Source organism: Flavobacterium labens (assembly GCF_048286755.1).
Taxonomy (GTDB): Bacteria; Bacteroidota; Bacteroidia; order Flavobacteriales; family Flavobacteriaceae; genus Flavobacterium.
Genome location: NZ_JBLVPL010000001.1, coordinates 851,348 through 873,715, shown reverse-complemented (window position 1 = coordinate 873,715; position 22,368 = coordinate 851,348). Strand labels below are relative to the sequence as shown.

General features: G+C 35.3%; 20 protein-coding genes. 6 read left to right on the top strand and 14 right to left on the bottom strand.

Annotation, left to right across the window (positions count from 1 at the left end; all coding sequences use genetic code 11):
• Positions 1 to 156 precede the first annotated feature (156 nt).
• From ACNQF8_RS03790 to ACNQF8_RS03760, 7 genes are all read right to left on the bottom strand, one after another.
• Positions 157 to 1,005, bottom strand: coding sequence for a DUF3078 domain-containing protein (locus ACNQF8_RS03790; protein ID WP_417952917.1), 849 nt, complete (start codon positions 1,003 to 1,005; stop codon positions 157 to 159).
• A 48-nt stretch (positions 1,006 to 1,053) separates the two neighbouring features.
• A complete protein-coding gene (locus ACNQF8_RS03785) occupies positions 1,054 to 1,566 on the bottom strand; it encodes a DUF2480 family protein (protein WP_417950857.1) in 513 nt (170 codons plus the stop codon).
• 67 nt (positions 1,567 to 1,633) lie between these two features.
• Entirely contained in the window at positions 1,634 to 1,957 is a 324-nt protein-coding gene (locus tag ACNQF8_RS03780) for an SUF system Fe-S cluster assembly protein (RefSeq protein ID WP_131908033.1), read from the bottom strand.
• Positions 1,958 to 1,978: 21 nt separating this feature from the next.
• Complete coding sequence (locus tag ACNQF8_RS03775; protein WP_417950856.1) at positions 1,979 to 2,695, bottom strand: hypothetical protein; 717 nt, start codon at positions 2,693 to 2,695, stop codon at positions 1,979 to 1,981.
• Positions 2,696 to 2,708: 13 nt separating this feature from the next.
• On the bottom strand, positions 2,709 to 3,128 hold the full coding sequence (locus tag ACNQF8_RS03770) for a SufE family protein (protein ID WP_282711128.1): 420 nt from the start codon (positions 3,126 to 3,128) through the stop codon (positions 2,709 to 2,711).
• An 18-nt stretch (positions 3,129 to 3,146) separates the two neighbouring features.
• On the bottom strand, positions 3,147 to 3,584 hold the full coding sequence (locus tag ACNQF8_RS03765; RefSeq protein WP_417950855.1) for a hypothetical protein: 438 nt from the start codon (positions 3,582 to 3,584) through the stop codon (positions 3,147 to 3,149).
• A 21-nt stretch (positions 3,585 to 3,605) separates the two neighbouring features.
• On the bottom strand, positions 3,606 to 4,820 hold the full coding sequence (locus ACNQF8_RS03760; protein WP_417952916.1) for an aminotransferase class V-fold PLP-dependent enzyme: 1,215 nt from the start codon (positions 4,818 to 4,820) through the stop codon (positions 3,606 to 3,608).
• A 239-nt stretch (positions 4,821 to 5,059) separates the two neighbouring features.
• Here ACNQF8_RS03760 and ACNQF8_RS03755 point away from each other — a divergent pair, with 239 nt between their 5' ends.
• Positions 5,060 to 6,412, top strand: coding sequence for a serine hydrolase domain-containing protein (locus ACNQF8_RS03755; protein WP_417950853.1), 1,353 nt, complete (start codon positions 5,060 to 5,062; stop codon positions 6,410 to 6,412).
• Positions 6,413 to 6,485: 73 nt separating this feature from the next.
• Here ACNQF8_RS03755 and sufD read toward each other — a convergent pair whose 3' ends face one another.
• From sufD to ACNQF8_RS03730, 5 genes are all read right to left on the bottom strand, one after another.
• On the bottom strand, positions 6,486 to 7,802 hold the full coding sequence (sufD, locus tag ACNQF8_RS03750) for a Fe-S cluster assembly protein SufD (RefSeq protein ID WP_417950852.1): 1,317 nt from the start codon (positions 7,800 to 7,802) through the stop codon (positions 6,486 to 6,488).
• A gap of 81 nt (positions 7,803 to 7,883) precedes the next feature.
• Positions 7,884 to 8,636 carry a Fe-S cluster assembly ATPase SufC gene (gene sufC, locus ACNQF8_RS03745; RefSeq protein WP_099714056.1) on the bottom strand — a complete coding sequence of 251 codons (753 nt, stop codon included), beginning with the start codon at positions 8,634 to 8,636 and terminating at the stop codon, positions 7,884 to 7,886.
• 40 nt (positions 8,637 to 8,676) lie between these two features.
• Positions 8,677 to 9,066, bottom strand: coding sequence for a four helix bundle protein (locus ACNQF8_RS03740; RefSeq protein ID WP_417952915.1), 390 nt, complete (start codon positions 9,064 to 9,066; stop codon positions 8,677 to 8,679).
• A 70-nt stretch (positions 9,067 to 9,136) separates the two neighbouring features.
• Positions 9,137 to 10,585 carry a Fe-S cluster assembly protein SufB gene (gene sufB / locus ACNQF8_RS03735; protein WP_417950850.1) on the bottom strand — a complete coding sequence of 483 codons (1,449 nt, stop codon included), beginning with the start codon at positions 10,583 to 10,585 and terminating at the stop codon, positions 9,137 to 9,139.
• A 79-nt stretch (positions 10,586 to 10,664) separates the two neighbouring features.
• Positions 10,665 to 10,994 (bottom strand): HesB/IscA family protein, encoded by a 330-nt coding sequence (locus tag ACNQF8_RS03730; RefSeq protein ID WP_282727663.1) that lies wholly within the window; start codon positions 10,992 to 10,994, stop codon positions 10,665 to 10,667.
• Between the two features lie 168 nt (positions 10,995 to 11,162).
• Here ACNQF8_RS03730 and ACNQF8_RS03725 point away from each other — a divergent pair, with 168 nt between their 5' ends.
• The 3 genes from ACNQF8_RS03725 (at position 11,163) to ACNQF8_RS03715 (ending at position 15,663) form a co-directional block, all read left to right on the top strand.
• On the top strand, positions 11,163 to 12,023 hold the full coding sequence (locus ACNQF8_RS03725; protein WP_417950849.1) for an MBL fold metallo-hydrolase: 861 nt from the start codon (positions 11,163 to 11,165) through the stop codon (positions 12,021 to 12,023).
• 75 nt (positions 12,024 to 12,098) lie between these two features.
• On the top strand, positions 12,099 to 13,727 hold the full coding sequence (locus ACNQF8_RS03720) for a S8 family peptidase (RefSeq protein ID WP_417952914.1): 1,629 nt from the start codon (positions 12,099 to 12,101) through the stop codon (positions 13,725 to 13,727).
• Positions 13,728 to 13,788: 61 nt separating this feature from the next.
• Positions 13,789 to 15,663 carry a M1 family metallopeptidase gene (locus tag ACNQF8_RS03715; RefSeq protein ID WP_417950847.1) on the top strand — a complete coding sequence of 625 codons (1,875 nt, stop codon included), beginning with the start codon at positions 13,789 to 13,791 and terminating at the stop codon, positions 15,661 to 15,663.
• A gap of 63 nt (positions 15,664 to 15,726) precedes the next feature.
• Here ACNQF8_RS03715 and ACNQF8_RS03710 read toward each other — a convergent pair whose 3' ends face one another.
• Both ACNQF8_RS03710 and ACNQF8_RS03705 read right to left on the bottom strand, forming a co-directional pair.
• Positions 15,727 to 16,932: an NAD(P)/FAD-dependent oxidoreductase gene (locus ACNQF8_RS03710; RefSeq protein WP_417952913.1), complete on the bottom strand. Its 1,206-nt coding sequence runs from the start codon at positions 16,930 to 16,932 to the stop codon at positions 15,727 to 15,729.
• A gap of 164 nt (positions 16,933 to 17,096) precedes the next feature.
• The gene (locus tag ACNQF8_RS03705) at positions 17,097 to 18,047 is read right to left on the bottom strand and encodes an L-threonine 3-dehydrogenase (RefSeq protein ID WP_417950845.1); all 951 of its coding nucleotides are present in this window, start codon (positions 18,045 to 18,047) and stop codon (positions 17,097 to 17,099) included.
• Positions 18,048 to 18,359: 312 nt separating this feature from the next.
• On the opposite strand from ACNQF8_RS03705, the gene ACNQF8_RS03700 reads away from it, so the two are divergent.
• Both ACNQF8_RS03700 and mfd read left to right on the top strand, forming a co-directional pair.
• The gene (locus ACNQF8_RS03700; RefSeq protein WP_417950844.1) at positions 18,360 to 18,965 is read left to right on the top strand and encodes a hypothetical protein; all 606 of its coding nucleotides are present in this window, start codon (positions 18,360 to 18,362) and stop codon (positions 18,963 to 18,965) included.
• Positions 18,958 to 22,326: a transcription-repair coupling factor gene (gene mfd, locus ACNQF8_RS03695; protein WP_417950843.1), complete on the top strand. Its 3,369-nt coding sequence runs from the start codon at positions 18,958 to 18,960 to the stop codon at positions 22,324 to 22,326. Before ACNQF8_RS03700 ends, mfd begins: the two co-directional genes overlap by 8 nt.
• Positions 22,327 to 22,368: the final 42 nt, after the last annotated feature.

The following is a 22,368-nucleotide window of genomic DNA, read 5'->3' as shown; positions in this document are numbered from 1 at the left end:
ATTAATTTAAATAAAAACTTATTGGTTTTTTTGCGCGACGAGAGAAATTGTGGCATTGAATGACGATTGCTAACAGAATTATTTCAAGACGCTAAAGAACAAAAAAAAAGACCTTTAGAGTTTTCTAAAGGTCTTTTTTTATAAAAATGTATTTCCTTAAAAACCGTAGTTAACGCCTAATCCAAATACTTCCCTTACCTGAACGGCTTGAATCGAATTATCATCATAAATGGCTTGTACCGCTACGTTAGCCGACAAGTATTTATTGATTTTCATGATGACATTCATTTGGTAATCAACATCCACGTTTTGAGGATTATCTAAATAATTGGAATATAAATTCAGTCGGTTTTCTACAGACACATTTGTCATAATATTGAATTTATAGTATGCCGTAATACTGGCTCCAAACTCAAATCGAGTAGAATCGCCTTGCAATACTCCAAAAGAAGGACCCAATTCAGTAAAATGAGGATGAACAACAACTAGTTTTGCTGTTGCCGGAGAAAAATTGACACTTAAATTATTGCTTTTTTTCCACAGCATTCCTGGTCCCAATTGGAAATATGCCGGAGAGAAAAAATGCGATATTTTATCATCATTTTTGTCTAAACCAGTGTCCATTTGTGTCTTGAAATTAAAAAACATCGAATAGTACCATTGTCCTTTGGCTTTCTTTCCCCAAAGAGAATTCAGTTCCAGACGATCGTCCGTTTTTGCGGTTTTTTCGTCTCCTTTTATTTTGGTTAAACCGTACGCTAAAATAAATTTGTTATCCCAAACGATATCTTCTTTTTTATAATTGAAGTCATAATTCAGTCCAAAATTCCCCGCAATATTTGAAGTTCCGCCACCCAGCCATTGTTTATTATAAGCCGATTGATTAAAAAGCAGTGAGATATTCCCTTTTTTGGTCCAATACTTTATCGTGTCTGTTGCCGTTTCTTGTGCAGCAGCAGAAAGCATTGCAAAAAGAAACACTACAGAAAAAACTATTTTTTTCATGTTTTATATTTTGAATTACACTTTAAACTATTACTAAACGTAAATATATTATCCCTTTTTCGGTGCTTTGTACAATGGAACGGCTGAGCATGCTTCGCCATACATAATACTTCGAGCAAAAGGCTGTAAAAAATGCGCAGCTAAAACGTAAGCCCGCATCGGAACCGGTTTTCTGGAGCATCCTTTTATAATAACAGGCTTATTTTCATAAACCGAATAGTCAATTTTAGGCAATAATTCTTCATAGAGTGAAGCGTCTAAATCTTCCAAAGTTCCATTAATGATTTTCTTTGCAAATGGCGCTAGTTGAATGGCTACCAAAATTGAAGCCCAAGCCGGAACGATAGCATCGGTACTGCAATGAATGGCGACATATTGATCTTGGTATTGTGACCAATCATGATTTTTCAATTCCTCTCTAAAGTCTTTTTCTTTCAATAAAAAACCTTCCAACAGCCATTGCGAAGTATCGATTTGCGTACGAATCCCCTTTGGATAATAATCTTCGAGATCGAAAACTTCCAAAACACTATTCGCAACTTTATTTATTATTTCTTCCATTTTGAAAAGTTTAAAAGGTTTAAAGTTTAAAGTTGCATAACCTTAAACTTTAAACCTGAAACAAATTTTACAACATTCCCAATTCTAATTTTGCTTCTTCGCTCATTAAATCTTTGCTCCAAGGCGGATCAAAAGTAATTTCTACTTCAGCATCTTTTACATTTGCAATCGATTTTACTTTTTCTTCCACTTCTCTTGGTAAACTTTCTGCAACCGGGCAGTTTGGAGAGGTAAGTGTCATCAGGATTTTCACTTCGTAATCAGTATTGACCATCACGTCATAAATCAATCCTAATTCGTAAATATCTACAGGAATCTCCGGATCGTATATAGTTTTTAATATTTTTACGATTGATTCTCCTAACTCGGTGGTGTCTATTTCTTGTTCCATTTTTTTAATATTTAATTTTTATTATTCGTAAATAACCGATATCAATGTAGTTGTGTCAAATAAGGAAGCGATTTCACTAACTCCAAAATTATTATTTGAAAATATAATATCAGGGGTAATTTTATTATTGTACTTTTTGTTTAGAGTGACTGCATTGGTATAATAATGGTCTTTGGTTTGAAAAGTGTATGTTCCTATGCAGTTATCGCCATTTATAAAATTGATTTTTTTTAATTGTGAATCAAATGATTCTGAATAATTTGTACTCGGATAGTTTGTATAAATTTGTTTTGAATTGTAATCAACAACAATATTGAATAGGAATGTATTATAATTACCTCCAAAATATTTTTTGAAAATTTCGGTTAAAGCTTTATTTCCTCTCTTGAAGAATAGTTTCGTTTTATTCTTTTTCAAATCATAGGTTCCTTCTATAGTGTGAGTGGTATGGTATAAAGTACTTTCTAGTATTTTTTTATCTTCGTTATTAAAATTTTTAATTTCAATAAATCCAACAATTTTTGTCGAATCAAGAGGACTTATTACTTTTGAAAATTTTAATTTTGGGTATTGAAATTGGAGTAATAATGTGTCTGCATACACTTTGTCATTTTCAATGAAAAAGTTCGATTTTTGTTCATAAACAAATTTTATTTTTGAATATTTTTCCGGTATTACTGTTTGTGAGAAAACAATATTACAGGCCAAAATTATCAATGTAAAAAATATTTTTTTCATACGAATTCCGCAATTAATTCTGCGTATTGAACGCCAATGCATACATTTTTATGTTTTTTATCATCGATACCAATCCGTTGGCGCGAGTTGGTGATAAGTGTTCTTTTAAACCTATTTCATCAATAAAATTCATGTCAGCTTCTAGAATATCAGACGCTTTTTGATTGGAAAAAGTACGAATTAATATCGCAATAATTCCTTTGGTCAAAATGGCATCGCTATCGGCAGTGAAAACAATTTTGTCATCCGTTTGTTCTCCTTGCAACCACACTTTCGACTGGCAGCCTTTAATCAGATTGTTTTCAGTTTTGAATTCTTCTTTGATTAAAGGAAGTTTTTTCCCTAGTTCGATAATGTATTCATAACGCTCCATCCAGTCGTCAAACATGGAGAACTCGTCAACAATTTCTTCTTGTATTTCTTTAATTTTCATACTATGCTGAATTTATTTTCAGTTTTTTTCTTTAGCTAATAAAGTTATCGTATTCACGAATTTCTTAATTTCTTTTGGCGGAAAACCATGATCAAAACTATTCGTTTCATAGGCTTTATCCTTGAAGTTGATTTTCAAATTCGCGATAGCCGCACCGTCATGAAAACGTTTTTCGGTTGGTGCTTTTAATTTGGCTAAACTATCCAATTCCACCTTTTTAAAACAATCTACTAATTCTTTCCAGTCTGCATCCGAAATTTTTGATGGTACCGGCTTATCATTTCCGTCTCTGTCTTTTGAAACTGTCAGCATCTGATTTTTCACTGTTATTTTTTGATAAAAACCTCTGGTGTTAGCTATGTATTCAATAGTAGCGGTTTCAATATCTTGCGCTTTGGCGCTATCGCAACCGTTGCCTAGGAAAATAGTCAGAAATAATAAGGATAGAATTTTCATGTGTTTATATTTTTAATTTTTTTAGGACAACATGCGTTGCGCTTTTTTAATAGCTTCAACCATAACATCAATTTCTTCTTTGGTATTATAAAAAGCAAATGATGCTCGTATAGTTCCCGGAATATTAAAGAAATTCATAATGGGTTGGGCGCAATGATGGCCTGTTCGTACTGCTATTCCTAATTTGTCAATTATGGTGCCAATATCGTACGGATGAATTCCTTCAATGTTAAACGAAATTACGGAAGTTTTTTCTTTGGCGGTGCCAAAAATCTTTAAACCTTCAATTTCTAATAATCGTTTAGTCCCGTATTCCAGTAATTCTTTTTCTTGTTGTTGAATGTTGTCAAAACCAACTTCATTCATATAATCAACGGCAGTTCCCAGCACAATTCCACCAGCAATATTTGGTGTTCCGGCTTCAAATTTATGAGGCAACTCCGCATAAGTAGTTTTCTCGAAAGTCACTTCCTTAATCATTTCGCCTCCACCTTGATAAGGCGGTAATTTATTTAGCCAAGCTTCTTTTCCATATAAAATTCCAGTTCCTGTTGGACCACATATTTTATGTCCTGAAAAAACATAAAAATCACAATCCAATTCCTGAACATCTGGTTTCAAATGCGGAACAGCTTGCGCTCCGTCAATCAAAATCGCCGCACCAACTTCATGTGCTTTGTCAATCATGTATTTAATTGGATTGACAGTTCCAAGAGCATTCGAAATGTGATTTACGGTAACAACTTTGGTCTTATCCGAAAGTAATTTGTCATACTCTGACATAATCAATTCGCCATCAAGATTCATTGGAATCACGCGCAAAGTCGCTCCCGTTTTCTCGCACAACATTTGCCAAGGCACAATATTGCTGTGGTGTTCCAATGCCGAAACTAAAACCTCATCGCCTGGTTTCAAAATCGAAGCAAATCCATTAGTAACTAAATTGATTCCATGCGTTGTTCCCGAAGTAAAAAGCACTTCATGGGCAAATTTTGCATTGATGTGATTTTGAAGTTTACCGCGTGAAATCTCATACGCATCGGTTGCTAATTGACTTAACGTGTGAACGCCACGGTGAATATTAGCGTTGATTTCCTGATAGTATTTTGAAATCGCATCAATCACCACTTGTGGTTTTTGCGAAGTGGCTCCGTTGTCGAAATAAACCAATGGTTTCCCGTTTACTTTTTGTGAAAGAATAGGGAAGTCGGCTCTAATTTTATTAATGTCTAACATTTTGTCGGCTTGTTTTTTTAATGTTTTTATTGGTCCGAAATAAAGCCAACAGTCAACATTTTTTTAGAGAAACTAATTTGGAATTAGTCTTTCATTATTTAGAATTTTTCTAAATACAAAAGTAGTGAAATTGGAATTAATTTTTGGCAAACACTTGTTAATAAAAGTTGATTTTCTCAATTCGGTATCGGTTCAAAAATGTGGTTCTTTTTTATTAAATTGCTTCAAATTAATTCTATATGAAAAAATTCTTCAAGTTCGTTGGTTTTGCTTCTTTTATCGGAATCTTTTATTTGGGGTTCGCAACCTATCCAAAACTGGATTTAATTTCTGGCTTTTCAGCCAAAAGTATCGCCTCGGGGCATTTTATTGATAATCGTTCACAAGAAATGATTGAGAAAGGCGACAATGATATCGACATGATTGATTTGGCCAAAAACAAAATTGAAGATGCCGGAAAGTTTGCTGTGGCTTCGGTTTATGGTTTAAAAGAAAGAAAAGCAATTTACCGCGAAGGTTTGGGAGCGACTTTAATCAATGATGATTTTGATGTTTCAAAACCGTATTTGGTTCCCAAAAGAACAAAATTGAATAACAATTTACCTTTTCCGTATGGAAATAAGGAACCTAAAGATACCGTTTTTAGTAACGTTGATTATAATAAATTGAATGCTGCTGTCGCCAATGCTTTTGATGCAAAAGGGCAAATCAAAAAAAGAACACGTTCCCTTTTAGTAATTTATAAAGACAAAATCATAGCCGAAAAGTATGATACCGGTTTCGATAAAAACAGCAAAATTCTGGGCTGGTCGATGACCAAAAGTATTACCAGCGCCATGTTTGGAATTTTGGAGAAACAAAGAAAATTTGATATTGACGATCCTGCTCCAATTCCGGAATGGAAAAATGACAACCGAAAATCGATTACAACAAGTGATTTACTCCACATGAATTCCGGTTTACAATGGGAGGAGAAATACGATAGAATTTGTGATGCTACCGAAATGCTTTTTCAAGCCGAGGATATGACGCGTTCCCAACTTGAGAAACCGGCGGCATTCAAACCCAACACGAGATGGAATTACTCCTCAGGAACGACGAATTTGCTTTCCGGAATTTTGCGTAAGCAGTTCAAAACGCATCAGGAATATTTAGATTTTTGGTACACAGATTTAATAGATAAAATAGGAATGAATTCTATGGTTATCGAAACCGATATGGCAGGAAATTATGTGGGCTCGTCTTATGGTTGGGCTACAACACGAGATTGGTCTAAATTTGGGTTACTGTATTTACATAACGGCAATTGGAACGGGGAACAAATTTTCAATGAAGGTTGGGCAAAATATACAGCAACACCTACGAATACGTCAGACGGAAGATACGGTGCTCATTTTTGGCTTAATGCTGGTGGCACGTTTCAAGATGTTCCAAAGGATATGTATTTTTGTAGTGGTTATCAAGGTCAAATGATTTTGATTATTCCGTCACTTGACTTAGTTGTGGTGCGAATGGGTTTAAAAGAATCTCCAGAATTTAATTTTAATGAAATCATGAAGGGGATAATCGCTTCCATAAAGCACATGAATTAAAATAGCAAAAGGCGCAAAGTTATAGTAACTCTGCGCCCTTTGTGTATAATTTTGTAACATTTGGGATTAAAAACTACAAATCAAATCCCAATTTCACCCCTAATTTTGTGGCGATAATTTTGGTGATGCGCTGTTTTAATTCCGGTATTTTTATGTTTTCAATAACAGCATTCGAGAACGCATACATCAATAACGCTTTGGCTTCTTTTTTAGGAATTCCACGTTGTTGCATGTAGAACATTGCTGTTTCGTCTAATTGTCCAACGGTACAACCGTGAGAACATTTTACGTCATCGGCAAAGATCTCCAATTGTGGTTTTGCATTTATTGTCGCTTTGTCGCTCAATAAAATATTGTTACTTTTTTGGAACGCATTTGTTTTTTGAGCGTCTTTTTCCACATAGACTTTTCCGTTGAAAACTCCCGTAGAACGATCGGAATAAATTCCTTTATAATCCTGGAAACTTTCGCAATTTGGAGCCGCATGTTTCACTAAAGTATAATGATCTACGTGTTGTTTTTCACCAATAATCGTGATTCCGTTTAATGTACTTGTCAATCGTTCCCCAAAGTGATAAAAGTTCAAGTTGTTTCTCGTTAAGTTTCCTCCAAAAGAGAAGGTATGAACCGAAACGTGACTTTCTTTTTGTTGAGAAACGTACGTATTATCTATTAAATTCGCTTCAAGCGTATCGTTTTGAATTTTGTAATAATCAACGATAGCACGTTTTTGAGCAAAAATCTCGGTAACAGAATTCGTTAAGACCGGATTTTCGTTTAAACTTTGATGACGTTCGATAATTTGAACATGTGAATTTTCACCCACAATCACTAAGTTTCTAGGCTGAACCAAAAGAGCCGCTTCATTTCCTGTTGAGAAATACATGATTTCAATAGGCTTATCTGCTACTTTAATTTTTGGAATGTTGATATACGCTCCTTCAATAGCAAACGCCGTATTCAAGGAAGTTAGACTTTCGTCTTTGTTAGCAATTTGGTTAAAATAAGTATCAATAACCATTTTGTATTTCGGTTTAGTCAATGCCGATGACATCAAGCAAACATCAATTCCTTCGTGTGTGGTTGACGATAAATGCGAACTGAAAACGCCATCGATAAACACCACTTTATAAGTGTCTATTTCGTGTAAAAAGTATTTTTTTACGTGGTTGAATTCAACTGCGTTTTCTTGCTTTGGAAAAACGGTAAAGTCATTTTTTAAGATGGCGTTTAGCGAAGTGTATTTCCAAGCTTCGTCTTTTTTGGTTGGGAAACCTTTATTTTCAAAGTTTTTTATGGCGGCGGTTCTCACGTCATGAAGTTCAGAGTGAACATCGACACGCTCTTCAAAAGCCATAAAAGACGATAGTAATTTTTCTTTTAATTCCATTTTTATATTGTTTAAAGTTTAAGGTTTAAAAGTTTAAAGTTATCTCGAGGCAACTTTAAACTTTAAACTTCAAACAAAATTTTAAGCTTCTTGTTCTTGTTTAATCCAGTCGTATCCTTTTTCTTCCAGTTCGTGCGCTAGTTCTTTTCCACCGGATTTTACAATTTTTCCGTTGTATAATACGTGAACGAAATCAGGAACGATATAATCCAATAAACGTTGGTAGTGTGTAATTACTACGATGGCGTTTTTGTCGCTTTTTAGTTTGTTAACTCCATTAGCAACAATTCGTAACGCATCAATATCCAATCCAGAATCGGTTTCATCAAGAATAGCCAATTTTGGTTCTAGCATTGCCATTTGGAAAATTTCGTTACGTTTTTTCTCTCCACCAGAAAAACCTTCGTTTAGAGAACGAGACAAAAATTTACGGTCAATTTCTAATAATTCTGATTTTTCACGAATCACTTTTAGCATTTCATTTGCAGGCATTTCTTCCTGACCGTTTGCTTTACGCGTTTCGTTGATAGCAGTTCTCATGAAGTTAGTAACTGAAACTCCCGGAATTTCAACCGGATATTGGAACGAAAGAAAAACACCTTTATGTGCTCTTTCTTCTGGTGCCAATTCCGAAAGGTCTTCTCCGTCTAAAGAGATTTCACCTTCGGTTACTTCGTAGTTTTCGTTTCCTGCAATGATAGACGCTAGGGTACTTTTTCCAGCACCGTTTGGTCCCATAATCGCGTGAATTTCTCCTGCTTTTACTTCAAGGTTAATTCCTTTTAATATTTCTTTGTCACCTATCGAGGCGTGTAAATTTTTTATACTTAACATGTTTTCTTTGTTTAAAGTTTAAAGTTTAAAGTTCTCGTGTTTACTGAAACTTGGTGCCTTTAAAATCTTTCTTGTTTAAATATGATATAAAATTGTTTATTTTTCCACTTAAATTTTCGAAGTCAGTTTTTAAAATTTCAAACTTTTCTTCATTGATATAATTGTAATCTAAAATGCGGTATAATTGCGACCTGGTTTCTCCAGCGGATCCTTTTGCGATATACAAAAACTGTCTAAATTCTAAATTTCCGTTTCTCTCAAAACCTTCAGCAATATTATCCATTACTGAGCCTGACGATGCTTTTATTTGATCTTTAAATCTGAAATCATTTTTTAAATCTGATTCTACAGAAATAATATGAATTTCTTTAGCCAGTCGTCTAGCCTCTTTCCAAATTTCTAAATCTTCAAACCTAGTTATTGTCGCCATTCATTTTTGTTTAAGGTTTAAAGTTAATCATAAGTTGCTCAACTTTAAACCTTAAACTTTAAACAAATTTTTATCCTACAGAACCTTCTAATGAAATTTCTAATAATTTTTGTGCTTCTACGGCGAATTCCATTGGTAACTTATTCAATACATCTTTACTGAAACCGTTTACGATTAAAGCAATTGCTTTTTCAGTTGGAATTCCACGTTGGTTGCAATAGAAAACTTGGTCTTCGCCAATTTTACTTGTCGTAGCTTCATGTTCTATTTTTGCTGATGGATTTTTACTTTCGATGTAAGGGAAAGTATGCGCACCACAATTGTTCCCCATTAATAAGGAATCACATTGTGAAAAATTTCTGGCGTTATCTGCATTTGGTGAAATTCGAACTAAACCACGGTAACTATTTTGTGATTTTCCAGCAGAAATTCCTTTAGAAATAATGGTCGATTTAGTATTTTTACCTAAATGGATCATTTTGGTTCCTGTATCGGCTTGTTGGAAATTATTGGTCACCGCAATCGAATAAAATTCTCCTACTGAATTGTCTCCTTTTAAAATAACCGAAGGATATTTCCAAGTTATGGCAGAACCAGTTTCTACTTGTGTCCAAGAAATTTTTGCGTTTTTCTCGCAGATTCCTCTTTTGGTTACAAAATTATAAACACCACCCTTTCCTTCTTTGTTTCCAGGATACCAGTTTTGTACGGTTGAATATTTGATTTCGGCATCATCCAAAGCGATTAGTTCCACTACAGCAGCGTGTAATTGATTTTCATCACGACTTGGTGCAGTACAACCTTCTAAGTAAGAAACATAACTTCCTTCGTCAGCAACTAAAAGCGTTCTTTCGAATTGCCCTGTTCCTGCCTGGTTAATTCTGAAATAAGTTGAAAGTTCCATTGGGCAACGAACGCCTTTCGGAATATAACAGAACGATCCGTCAGAGAAAACTGCTGAATTCAAAGCCGCATAAAAGTTGTCTTTTTGCGGTACAACTGTTCCTAAATATTTACGAACTAATTCTGGATGCTCTTTGATGGCTTCAGAAATACTCATGAAGATAATTCCTTTTTCGCCTAATGTTTTCTTGAATGTAGTCGCTACAGAAACTGAATCGACAACGATATCCATTGCTACATTATTCATCATTTTTTGCTCATCGACAGAGATGCCTAACTTTTTGTACATTTCTAAAAGTTCCGGATCTACATCGTCCAAAGTTTTATTAGGATCTACCGCTTTTGGAGCTGAATAATAGGAAATCGCCTGAAAATCAGGTTTGGTATAATTCACATTTGCCCATTCTGGCTCTGTCATTTGCTCCCAAGCACGAAAAGCCTCCAGACGCCAATCGGTCATCCATTGTGGCTCTCCTTTTTTGTGCGAAATAGCGCGAACGATATCTTCATTTAAACCGATAGGAAACGTTTCTGATTCTAATTCGGTGTAAAATCCGTATTCGTATTCTTTAGTTTCGAGTTCGATTTTTAAATCGTCTTCTGTATATTTTGACATATTTTTTGTCTTAAAGTTTTAAAGTCTAAAGTTTTAAAGTCATTACAAGTCTTTCGACTTTATGACTTTCGACATTCGACTATAATGAAAATGATTCTCCGCAACCACAAGTTCTATTGGCATTTGGATTGTTGAAAACAAATCCTTTGCCATTTATTCCACCTGAGAATTCTAATATTGTCCCGGCTAAGTATAGAAAAGATTTTTTCTCAACAGCAATTGTGATATCGTTGTCTATAAAAATTTTATCGTCTTCGCTTTTTGTTTTATCAAATTTTAAATCATAAGACAATCCAGAACATCCGCCGCTTTTTACACCTACTCTTACGTAGTCAATTGCAGCGTCAAAACCATCATCTTTCATTAAATCGATGATTTTTTTTCTTGCTGTGTCAGAAACTTTTATCATAGCTTATATTGATTTTGTCTAAATTAAGCACAAAGATAGTGTATAAAAAGCTTTTTCCATAATTGATAACATTATTATAACTAATGCAAAAATAGAAAAAAGCTATTTGCGACCAGTAAAAGCGTTTGAATTCCTTAACTTTGTTTCCTCTCGAAAAAAAGAAAAATCATGAAATTATATCCCATAGAAACAGGCAATTTTAAATTAGATGGTGGCGCAATGTTTGGCGTGGTGCCAAAAACTATTTGGAACAAAACCAATCCTGCCGATGAAAATAACCTGATTGATATTGCGGCGCGCTGTTTATTGATTGAAGACGGCAACCGATTAATTTTGATTGATACGGGAATGGGAAACAAACAATCCGAGAAATTTTTTGGGTATTATTCGCTTTGGGGAACACATTCCATGGATAAATCGTTGGCTAAATATGGTTTTCATCGCGATGATATTACCGATGTTTTTATGACACATTTACATTTTGACCATTGTGGTGGAAGCGTACAATGGAACGCTGACAAAACAGGATACGAACCTGCGTTTAAAAACGCTAAATTCTGGTCTAACGAAAATCATTGGGAATGGGCGACAAAGCCAAATCCAAGAGAGAAAGCATCCTTTCTATCCGAAAACATTTTACCGATGCAGGAAAGCGGACAGCTGAATTTCATTCAAAGACCCGAAGGAGATTTTTTAGAAAAATCGGAACTGGGTTTTGGCATTTTCTTTGCTGATGGACATACAGAAAAGCAAATGATTCCGCACATTCAATACAAGGACAAAACAATCGTTTTTTGTGCTGATTTATTGGCAACAGCCGGACATATTCCAATTCCGTATGTGATGGGATATGATACCAGACCTTTATTGACTATGCCAGAAAAAGAAAAATTCATGAATGCTGCGGCAGATAATAATTATTATTTGTTCTTGGAACACGATGCGCATAATGAAATAATAACCGTACAAAAAACCGAAAAAGGTGTTCGGTTGGCAGAAGTTTTTACTTGCGAACAAATCTTAACATAGTGTTAATCATAACACCATTTGTAACAAAAAAAATTATTTTAGACAAATATTTAAAAATCAACAAAAACATTTTCAATGAATACCATTAAACCCATTTACATTTCTGCTTTTGCTCTTTTAGCATTAGTGGGATGTGGCGCTTCAAAACAAGTTTCAAATACCACTAATTCTGATCTAGTTGCCATAAGCGCACCTTTAAATATTAAAAAAAAGGCACCAATTGCTGAAAACGATTTGAAAAGATGGAGTCATCTAGATATCGTAACTGATACTATTCCTGGAATGAGTGTTGACAAGGCGTATGCTGAATTATTGAAAGGCAAAAAAGGCGTGCCAGTTATTGTTGGAATTGTAGATTCTGGTGTGGATATCGAACACGAAGATTTGAAATCTGTACTTTGGACCAATACAAAAGAAATTGCCGGAAACGGAATTGACGATGACAAAAACGGATATATTGATGACATTTACGGATGGAATTTTCTTGGAGACAGCACCAAAGAAAACTTGGAATACGAAAGAATCATTAAAGATAAAACTTTAGTAGATGATGCGACTTATCAAGAGGCAAAAGCATTGAATGATAAAAAAGTGGCTGAAGCTGCTGCAGGGAAAACACGTTCAGAGCAAATGTTAGAAAGTATTACTGCAGGTGATGCTGTACTAGTAAAACATTTAGGAAAACCAGTTTATACAGTCGAAGAGGTAAATGCAATTGTTTCACAAGAACCGGCAATACAAAAAAGTAAAGCGGCTATGCAACAAATGCTTTCTTATGGATTGCCAGTAGCGGAACTAAAAGTTGCTGTTCAAAAACAATTAGACGATCAGGTTGCCCTTATAAATGGAGACAATCTGAAAACAGATTACCGTAAAGTGGTAGGAGATAATCCAAACGATATCACCGATACTAAATACGGTAACAATAATGTAATGGGACCAGACAAGAACGAAATTCTTCATGGAACGCACGTTGCCGGAATTGTTGCTCAAAGCAGAAACAACGTATTAGGTGGGGATGGTGTTGCAAACAACGTTCAGATTCTTACCGTTCGTGCAGTGCCAGACGGTGATGAGTACGATAAAGATATTGCACTTGGAATTCGTTACGCTGTTGATAATGGTGCCAAAGTAATCAACGGAAGTTTTGGAAAAAGTTTTTCTCCACACAAGCAATGGGTTTATGATGCTATAAAATATGCTGAGAAAAAAGATGTATTAATTGTTCACGCAGCGGGTAATGATGCAAAAGACATTGATTTTGCAGAAAATTTCCCTAACGATTCTGAAGATAAAGTGAAGGAGTTTGCTGATAATTTAATCACAATTGGTGCTTTGAATTTTGAATACGGAAATAAAGTTGTGGCTCGTTTCTCTAACATCGGAAAAATCAATGTGGATGTTTTTGCTCCTGGAGTAAAAATCTACGCTACAACTCCAAACAATACATACAAATACTTACAAGGAACTTCAATGGCTGCGCCAAATGCTGCCGGAGTTGCTGCATTAATTCGTTCGTACTATCCAAAATTATCTGCTCAACAAGTGAAGCATATTTTGATGGATTCTGGAATTGCAATTACAACGGATGTTATTGTAGGAGGAAAAGCAAATGATACGCGTTCATTTACTGCTTTGTCTCAATCAGGAAAAATAGTAAATGCATATAACGCTTTACTGATGGCAGAAAAAATGTCTAAATAATATTTAAACAATTCATTATATGGAAGGACAAACTGTCCTTCCATTTTTATTTAAATCACATATGAAAAAACTACTTTTATTCTCTTTTGTCACTTTGAGTTTCGGAACTGTTTTTGCCCAAAACACTTCATATTGGCAACAGCATGTCGATTACAAAATGGATGTTTCCATGGATGTAAAAACATACCAATACAAAGGAAAACAGGAATTGGTTTACACCAATAATTCTCCTGATACTTTGAGAAAAGTATATTATCACTTACTTAATAATGCCTTTCAGCCTGGAAGCGAAATGGATGCAAGAATCCAAAGCATCAAAGATCCAGATGGCAGAATGGTCACCAAAGTAAAAGTTGGTGATAAAGAAGTCAAAGAAAGCCGCATTAAAAATTTGAAACCAAATGAAATTGGTTATTTACGAATTTCTAATTTCAAACAAGACGGAGCAGTTGCTAATGCAAAAGAGATTGGGACTATTCTTGAAGTAACTTTGGCTAAGCCAATATTACCCAATTCCAAAACTACATTCACATTAGATTTTGATGGTCAGGTTCCCATTCAGATTCGTCGTTCCGGAAGAAATAATGCCGAAGGCGTAGAATTATCAATGGCGCAATGGTATCCAAAACTAGCTGAATTTGATTTTGAAGGTTGGCATGCCGATCCGTATATCGCTAGAGAATTTCATGGCGTTTGGGGAAATTTTGACGTAAATATTACTATTGATAAAGATTATGTTTTAGGTGGTACCGGTTATTTACAAAACAAAAACGAAATTGGTCACGGTTACCAAGATCAAGGTATTGTTGTGTCTGTTCCAAAGAAAACAAAAACATTGACTTGGCATTTTAATGCACCAATGGTTCATGATTTTACTTGGGCTGCTGATAAGAATTACATTCATGATATTGCAAAAGCACCAAATGGGGTTGATATTCATTTCTTGTACAAAAACAATCCAAAATTTGTACAAAACTGGAAAGATCTGCAACCAAAAACGGTTCAGCTGATGGAAATTTACAATAAAACTGTTGGCGATTATCCGTACAAACAATACTCTGTAATTCAAGGTGGTGATGGCGGAATGGAATATGCCATGTGTACGTTGATTTTAGGACAAGGAAGTTTTGATGGATTATTAGGCGTAACCGCTCACGAAATGGCGCACTCTTGGTTCCAGCATGTATTAGCTTCCAATGAATCAAAACACGGATGGATGGATGAAGGATTTACATCGTTCCTTGAAGATTTTGGACTGAATGAAATTGCCGATAAAAAAGTAGAAAACCCATTTACAGGAGCGTATGCTGGATATTTTTCAATGGTGAATTCAGGTAAAGAATTGCCACAAGGAACACATGCAGATCGTTTTGACGAAAACAGAGTATACAGCATTTCTTCATATAGTAAAGGAGAGCTTTTCCTAACACAATTGATGTATTTGATAGGCAAGGAAAATCTGATGAAAACTTTAAAAAAGTATTATAGCGATTTCAAATTCAAACATCCTACGCCAAATGATATCAAAAGATCTGCCGAAAGAATTTCCGGTGCAAATTTGGATTGGTATTTGACGGATTGGACACAAACCACAAATACTATTGATTATGCAATCAATGACGTAAAAGAAAATGCAGATAAAACAACGGTTACTTTAGGAAGAATAGGCAGAATGCCAATGCCAATTGATTTATTAGTGGAATATACAGACGGAACAATGGAAAGTTTTTACATCCCGTTGCGAATGATGAGTTTTGAAAAAGAAAACCCAAATCCTGCTGTAAAAAGAACAGTTTTGAATGATTGGGCTTGGGCGTATCCAACGTTTGAATTCAACATTGCTAAATCGAAATCTTCCATCAAGAAAATAACTATTGATCCAAGTGGATTAATGGCTGATCTGAAAAAGGAAAACAATACCTACGAATTAAAGTAATATTTAAAAGCCCTGAAAAGGGCTTTTTTTATGCTGTTTAATGAAAATATTGGTGCCTGAAAATTACCTTCGGAATTTAAAATATTCTGATAAAGGATGTTTCTTATTTTTCAACATTTCAGAAACGAGTTCCATTCCAATGACTGAAAATGTGATGCCGTTTCCGCCAAAGCCCAAAACAAAATAAGCGCTTTGAAAATTGGGATGTTTACCAATGTAAGGTAGGCCGTCTTTGGTCTCGCCAAAAGTACCTGCCCAAACAAAATCCATTCTGAAATCATAATCAGGTAAAATTTTCTTCAGATATTTAGTCAACTTATCAGACTTGTCGTTGAGTAGTGAATCTCTTTTTGCAGCGTCTACAAAATCTTCGTCTTCTCCGCCAATAAGCAATCGGTTGTCATCCGTGGTTCGCATATACATGTAAGGCTCTGCCGTATTCCAAAACAGCGTGTCGTTAAGATATGATTGGTCATCCTCGAAACGTTCTCCCACAATGGCGTAAGTAGAAAGTAATTTTACAAATTTGTCTTTAATGATTTCGGTACTTTCAAAACCGTTGCAGTAGATTATCTTTTTAGCGGTAATGGTAGTTCCATGTTCTGTTAGAACGGTGACGCCATTTTGTTTGTAAGTAACTTTTTTGATATCGGTTTTATCGAAAACTTGTAATCCTTTTTTATGATTGTACGCTAGAATATCGTGAGATAAGTGGAATGCATCAATACTGCCGCCTTGTTCTGATAAGATTCCACCATGCGAATGTTTGATTTTAAATTTTTTATCAATTTCTTCGGCTTCCAGCCATTTTACTGGCATACCAATTTTTTTTCGCGCTTCGAATTCTTTTTTTAACCAGACAACATCTTTCTTTAAAGCGGCAAAATAAAGGGATTCTTTTTTCTTGAAACCACAATCAGATTTTACTTGTTGCACTATTTTCTTCAAATCATCAATCGATTTATAGCATGCCCAGTAACTGTCAACGGCAGCTTTTTCGCCAATTAAATCAATAAGTTGGTGCAGCGGCACGTCAATCTCATACTGTAACATGGATGTCGTAGCTGATGTACTTCCGTGACCTATTTCTCTGCGATCAATCAGAACGGTTTTGTAACCATCTGCCATACATTGATGCGCTATTAGACTGCCGGTTATTCCGCCTCCTACGATTAGAATTTCTGTATCCAAGTTTTCTCTTAAAGAAGGATAGGAGTTAATGATTCCGTTTTTTACCAACCAAAAAGGTTCACTTGATTTTAGTTTCATTGCGCTTAGGTTTTTATCAAATCTAATAAAAAGTAGCTTTAAAATCTTACCAATGAAGTAAATACTTCCCAATTGTATTACTTTGATTCAAAAAAAATCGGGTTTTAAAAAACTAGATTTCCCCCCTAATTTTTTAAAACCCGAATTCTATATAAATAAAAGTATTATGCTTTTTCGGCACTCAAATTTTTCAACATATCCGTAGTCATCGTTTCCAAATCAAATTCATGTTTCCAGTTCCAGTCTTTTCTGGCTTCAGCATCATCAATACTTGCTGGCCAGCTGTCCGCTATTTTTTGACGGAAATCCGGCTCATAAGTGATGGTAAATTCAGGAATATGTTTCTTGATTTCTGCAGCAATCTCTGTTGGCGTAAAGCTCATGGCAGCTAGATTGTACGAAGAATGAATTTTTATTTGGTCAGCCGGCGCTTGCATAATTTGGATGGTCGCAGCAATGGCATCGTCCATATACATCATCGGCATTTTAGTTTCTGAGGATAAAAAACATTCGTATGTTTTATCGGAAAGTGCTTTGTGAAAAATATCCACCGCATAATCCGTAGTTCCACCACCAGGAGGCGATGACCAACTGATTAAACCCGGATAACGAATACTTCTTACATCTACCCCAAAAATATTATGGTAGTATTCGCACCATCTTTCGCCCGCTTGCTTACTAATTCCGTACACTGTTGAAGGTTCCATAACCGTGTATTGTGGCGTGTTTTCTTTAGGAGTTGTTGGTCCAAAAACGGCAATACTCGAAGGCCAGAATATTTTTTTTATTTTTCCGGCTTTCGCCAAATTCAAAACGTGAAACAACGAATTCATATTCAAGTCCCAAGCAAATGCAGGATTTTTTTCGGCTGTTGCTGATAACAATGCAGCCATCAAATACACTTCGTCAATTTGGTGTATTTCGACCAAATGTTCAATTTGATTAAAATCCAAAGCGTTCACGACTTCAAATGGACCGGAATTTACCACATCAATATTTAGTTTTCGGATATCCGAAGCGATTACATTTTTGGTTCCGTGTATTTTTCGCAACTTTTGGGTAAGCTCCGTTCCTATTTGGCCGCAAGCGCCAATAATCAATATTTTTGTACTCATTTTTGTCTGTTTTGAAAAACAAAGATAACGTTTTCGTAAATAACACAATTTTGATAAAAAAAGGTATAAATTTCTTAAAACAGTATTTAAAAAGAAGTTTTATTTCTTAATTTATGACTTTTTAAACACAAAAATAGCTTCAGGAATATTAGATTGTTATTCCAATACTGGAATTCATTATTGTAAATTTACTTTGTAACTTTGCACTTAAATTAATGGAAATTTTTAAAGGGTCATAATTGCTTCTTTTTTAAAAAATTACAACTGTATTTGAATTACTTTCATCCATTAAAAAATGATAAATTGACGCACATGAAATATAAAATAGCCGTTTTCTTCTCACTGGTTTTTGTTTTGTTCTCTTGTAAAGATGACAATCAAAAACGAATTGCTGAAAACAAAAAAGAGATACAAAAAAAAGAAGTGATATTAGCAAACATACAGAAAGGTTGGGTTTTATATGATGAGCCAGTAACCGAAGCGGGTGAAAAAAGCATTGCATCTTGGAACGAATGGCGTATGTTTTTAGCTGAATTAGCGCAAAAACCTAAAAAAAGTATTGGAGCTTTTCAGCAAAAATCAACAGCGCTTTCGAAAAAAGTGATGGCTTTGAACGACAATATTCCTTATGATTACAACAAACCTCAAATAAAAAGCAGGATTTCCACGTTGATTACCAAAGTTAGATTGCTGGATTTATTCATTCATTTGGATAATATTCCTGATAAAAAAGTGACGTTGTTAGTGTCAGAAATCAACTTGGAATTAGTTTCGCTACAAAGACAAATGGACAAAATTGTGGAGAAAAGTAAAATTCCGCTTGAAGAAGGAGAATCTGATTTATTGAAAATGATGGACACTACAAGAGCCATTCCTAACACACCAGTCATCGACCCAAATCTACCACGCGTTGAGTAAAACAGCCTTATACAATACCTACGATAATTCCCCTAAAACCCAGCAAATTGTTGCTCGTTTATTAGAGAATAACCAAGTCAAAATGCACCTTTCGGGACTTTTGGGTTCTGCACTTTCATTTGTAATTCGGTCTGTTTTCAAGAAATCCGAACTTCCTTTTTTAGTTGTTTTAAACAATAAAGAAGAAGCGGCGTATTATTTGAACGATTTGGAACAAATGATTGGGGAGCAAGATGTGCTATTTTATCCCGGTTCATTTCGTCGCCCTTACGAAATCGAAGATACGGACAACGCGAATGTTTTGCTTCGCGCCGAAGTGCTAAACCGAATCAATTCCCGCAAGAAACCGGCCATTATTGTTACCTATCCCGAAGCGCTTTTCGAGAAAGTGGTGACCCGAAAAGAATTGGACAAAAACACGCTGAAAGTTGCTGTTGGCGACAAGATTTCTATTGATTTTATTAATGAAGTTTTGTTCGAATATGAATTCAAAAGAATCGATTTTATTACGGAACCTGGAGAATTTTCGGTTCGTGGAGGAATAGTCGATGTATTTTCATTTTCGAATGATAATCCGTACCGAATTGAGTTTTTTGGAGACGAAGTGGAGAGCATTCGTACCTTCGATGTAGCGACGCAATTGTCTATTGAAACGCAAAAAAAAATTACGATAATACCAAATGTCGAGAACAAAGTTTTTCAGGAAAACCGAGAAAGTTTCTTGGATTATATTTCGGAGAAAACAGTAATTTTTATTCAGAACACCGAAGATTTTTTATCACAATTAGACAAACAATTTGGCAAAGCTGAGGAAGCTTTTGCAAAATTGTCTCAGGAAATAAAGCGTTCATCTCCTGAACAATTGTTTTTGAATCAAGCAGCATTTATAAAAAGAGCGTTGGATTTTTCGATTGTTGAATTGAGTTCAAAAGCTATTTTTAGAACCAACAAAAAATTCGAATTTCACATTCAGCCACAACCGTCTTTCAACAAACAGTTTGATTTGTTATTGAATAATCTGAACGAAAATCATTTCAACGGTTACAAAAATTATTTGTTTTGTTCGAATGATGCCCAAGCCAAACGATTTCATGATATTTTTGAGACCTTGGATGAAGCCAATTCTGAGAATATCCGCAAGCAATATCACACCGTTGTTTTGCCTTTGTACCAGGGATTTATTGACGAAGAAAACCAAATAACCTGTTACACTGACCACCAAATTTTTGAACGCTACCATAAATTCAGCATCAAAAATGGCTATTCGAAAAAACAGAATATCACTTTAAAAGAACTGACGACACTTTCGGTTGGGGATTATGTGACGCATATCGACCACGGTATTGGACGTTTTGGAGGGCTGCAAAAAATACAAGTCGAAGGCAAAACACAAGAAGCCATCAAGCTCGTTTATGCCGATAATGATATTGTGTATGTGAGTATTCATTCGCTGCACAAAATTTCAAAATACAACGGGAAAGACGGAACGCCACCCAAAATTTACAAATTGGGTTCGAATGCCTGGAAGATTTTAAAACAAAAAACCAAGGCTAGAGTCAAACATATCGCATTCAACCTGATTCAGTTGTATGCCAAAAGAAGACTCGAAAAAGGATTCCAGTTTGCGCCGGACAGTTATTTACAAAACGAATTAGAAAGCTCGTTCATTTATGAAGATACGCCGGACCAAACCAAATCTACGGCAGAGGTAAAAGCCGATATGGAAAGTGATCGCCCGATGGATCGCTTGGTTTGTGGGGATGTAGGTTTCGGGAAAACCGAAGTTGCCATTCGTGCTGCTTTCAAAGCTGTGGATAACAGCAAACAAGTTGCGATTTTGGTTCCTACGACTATTTTGGCCTACCAACATTATAGAACTTTTACAGAACGATTGAAAGATATGCCCGTTTCTGTGGGTTATTTAAACCGTTTTAGAACCGCCAAACAAAAAGCGGAAACACTAAAACAATTGGCCGAAGGAAAACTCGATATTGTGATTGGAACCCATCAATTGGTCAACAAAAATGTGGTTTTTAAAGATCTTGGATTGCTGATTGTGGATGAGGAGCAAAAATTTGGTGTTAATGTAAAAGACAAACTCAAAACCATTGCTGCGAATGTCGATACGTTAACTTTAACGGCAACGCCAATTCCTAGAACGTTGCAGTTTTCACTAATGGCTGCGCGTGATTTATCAGTGATTACAACGCCTCCGCCCAATCGTTATCCTATTGAGACGAATGTAGTTGGTTTTAGTGAAGAATTGATTCGGGATGCGATTTCGTATGAAATCCAGCGTAACGGACAGGTTTTCTTTATCAATAATCGAATAGAAAATATCAAGGAAGTAGCCGGAATGATTCAGCGTTTGGTTCCCAATGCTAGAGTTGGAATTGGTCACGGCCAGATGGATGGAAAAAAACTCGAGGAATTGATGTTGGCTTTCATGAATGGAGAATTTGACGTTTTGGTTGCTACAACCATCATCGAAAGCGGATTAGACGTTCCCAATGCGAATACGATTTTCATTAATAATGCGAATAATTTCGGATTGTCTGATTTGCATCAAATGCGCGGTCGAGTAGGGCGTAGCAACAAGAAAGCGTTTTGTTATTTTATTTGTCCGCCATATTCTGCGATGACCGATGATGCCAGAAAACGAATTCAAGCATTGGAACAATTCAGCGAATTGGGAAGCGGATTTAATATTGCGATGAAAGATTTAGAGATTCGTGGAGCGGGAGATTTATTAGGCGGTGAGCAAAGTGGTTTCATCAACGAAATTGGTTTTGACACCTACCAAAAAATCATGAATGAAGCCATCGATGAATTAAAGGAAAATGAATTCAAGGATTTATATCCGGAGGAAAACAATTTGGAAACCAAAGAATACGTCAAAGACCTGCAAATCGATACTGATTTTGAGTTGTTGTTTTCTGATGAGTATATCAATAATGTTTCGGAACGATTGAGTTTATACAATGAATTAGGCGCTGTGAAAAACGAAGAAGAACTCATCATTTTCAAAAATAAATTGATTGACCGTTTTGGTCCAATGCCACCTCGTGCCAAAGCGTTAATGAATAGTATTCGAATCAAATGGATTGCAACCCGAATTGGTATCGAAAAATTAGTAATGAAACAAGGCAAGATGATTGGTTATTTCATTTCGGATCAACAATCAGATTATTATCAATCGAATCGTTTTCATAAAGTACTGCAGTTTGTACAAAAACATCCTAATTTATGCAAAATGAAAGAAAAGCAAACGCCAGCTGGTTTGCGGCTTTTGTTGACTTTTGACAATGTAAAAAATACCAGGACAGCTTTGGAATTGATGGAGCTATTGGGAGGAGAATAAAAAAGGAATTTACTGTTAAGTATTTCTTGACGGATTCTTAAT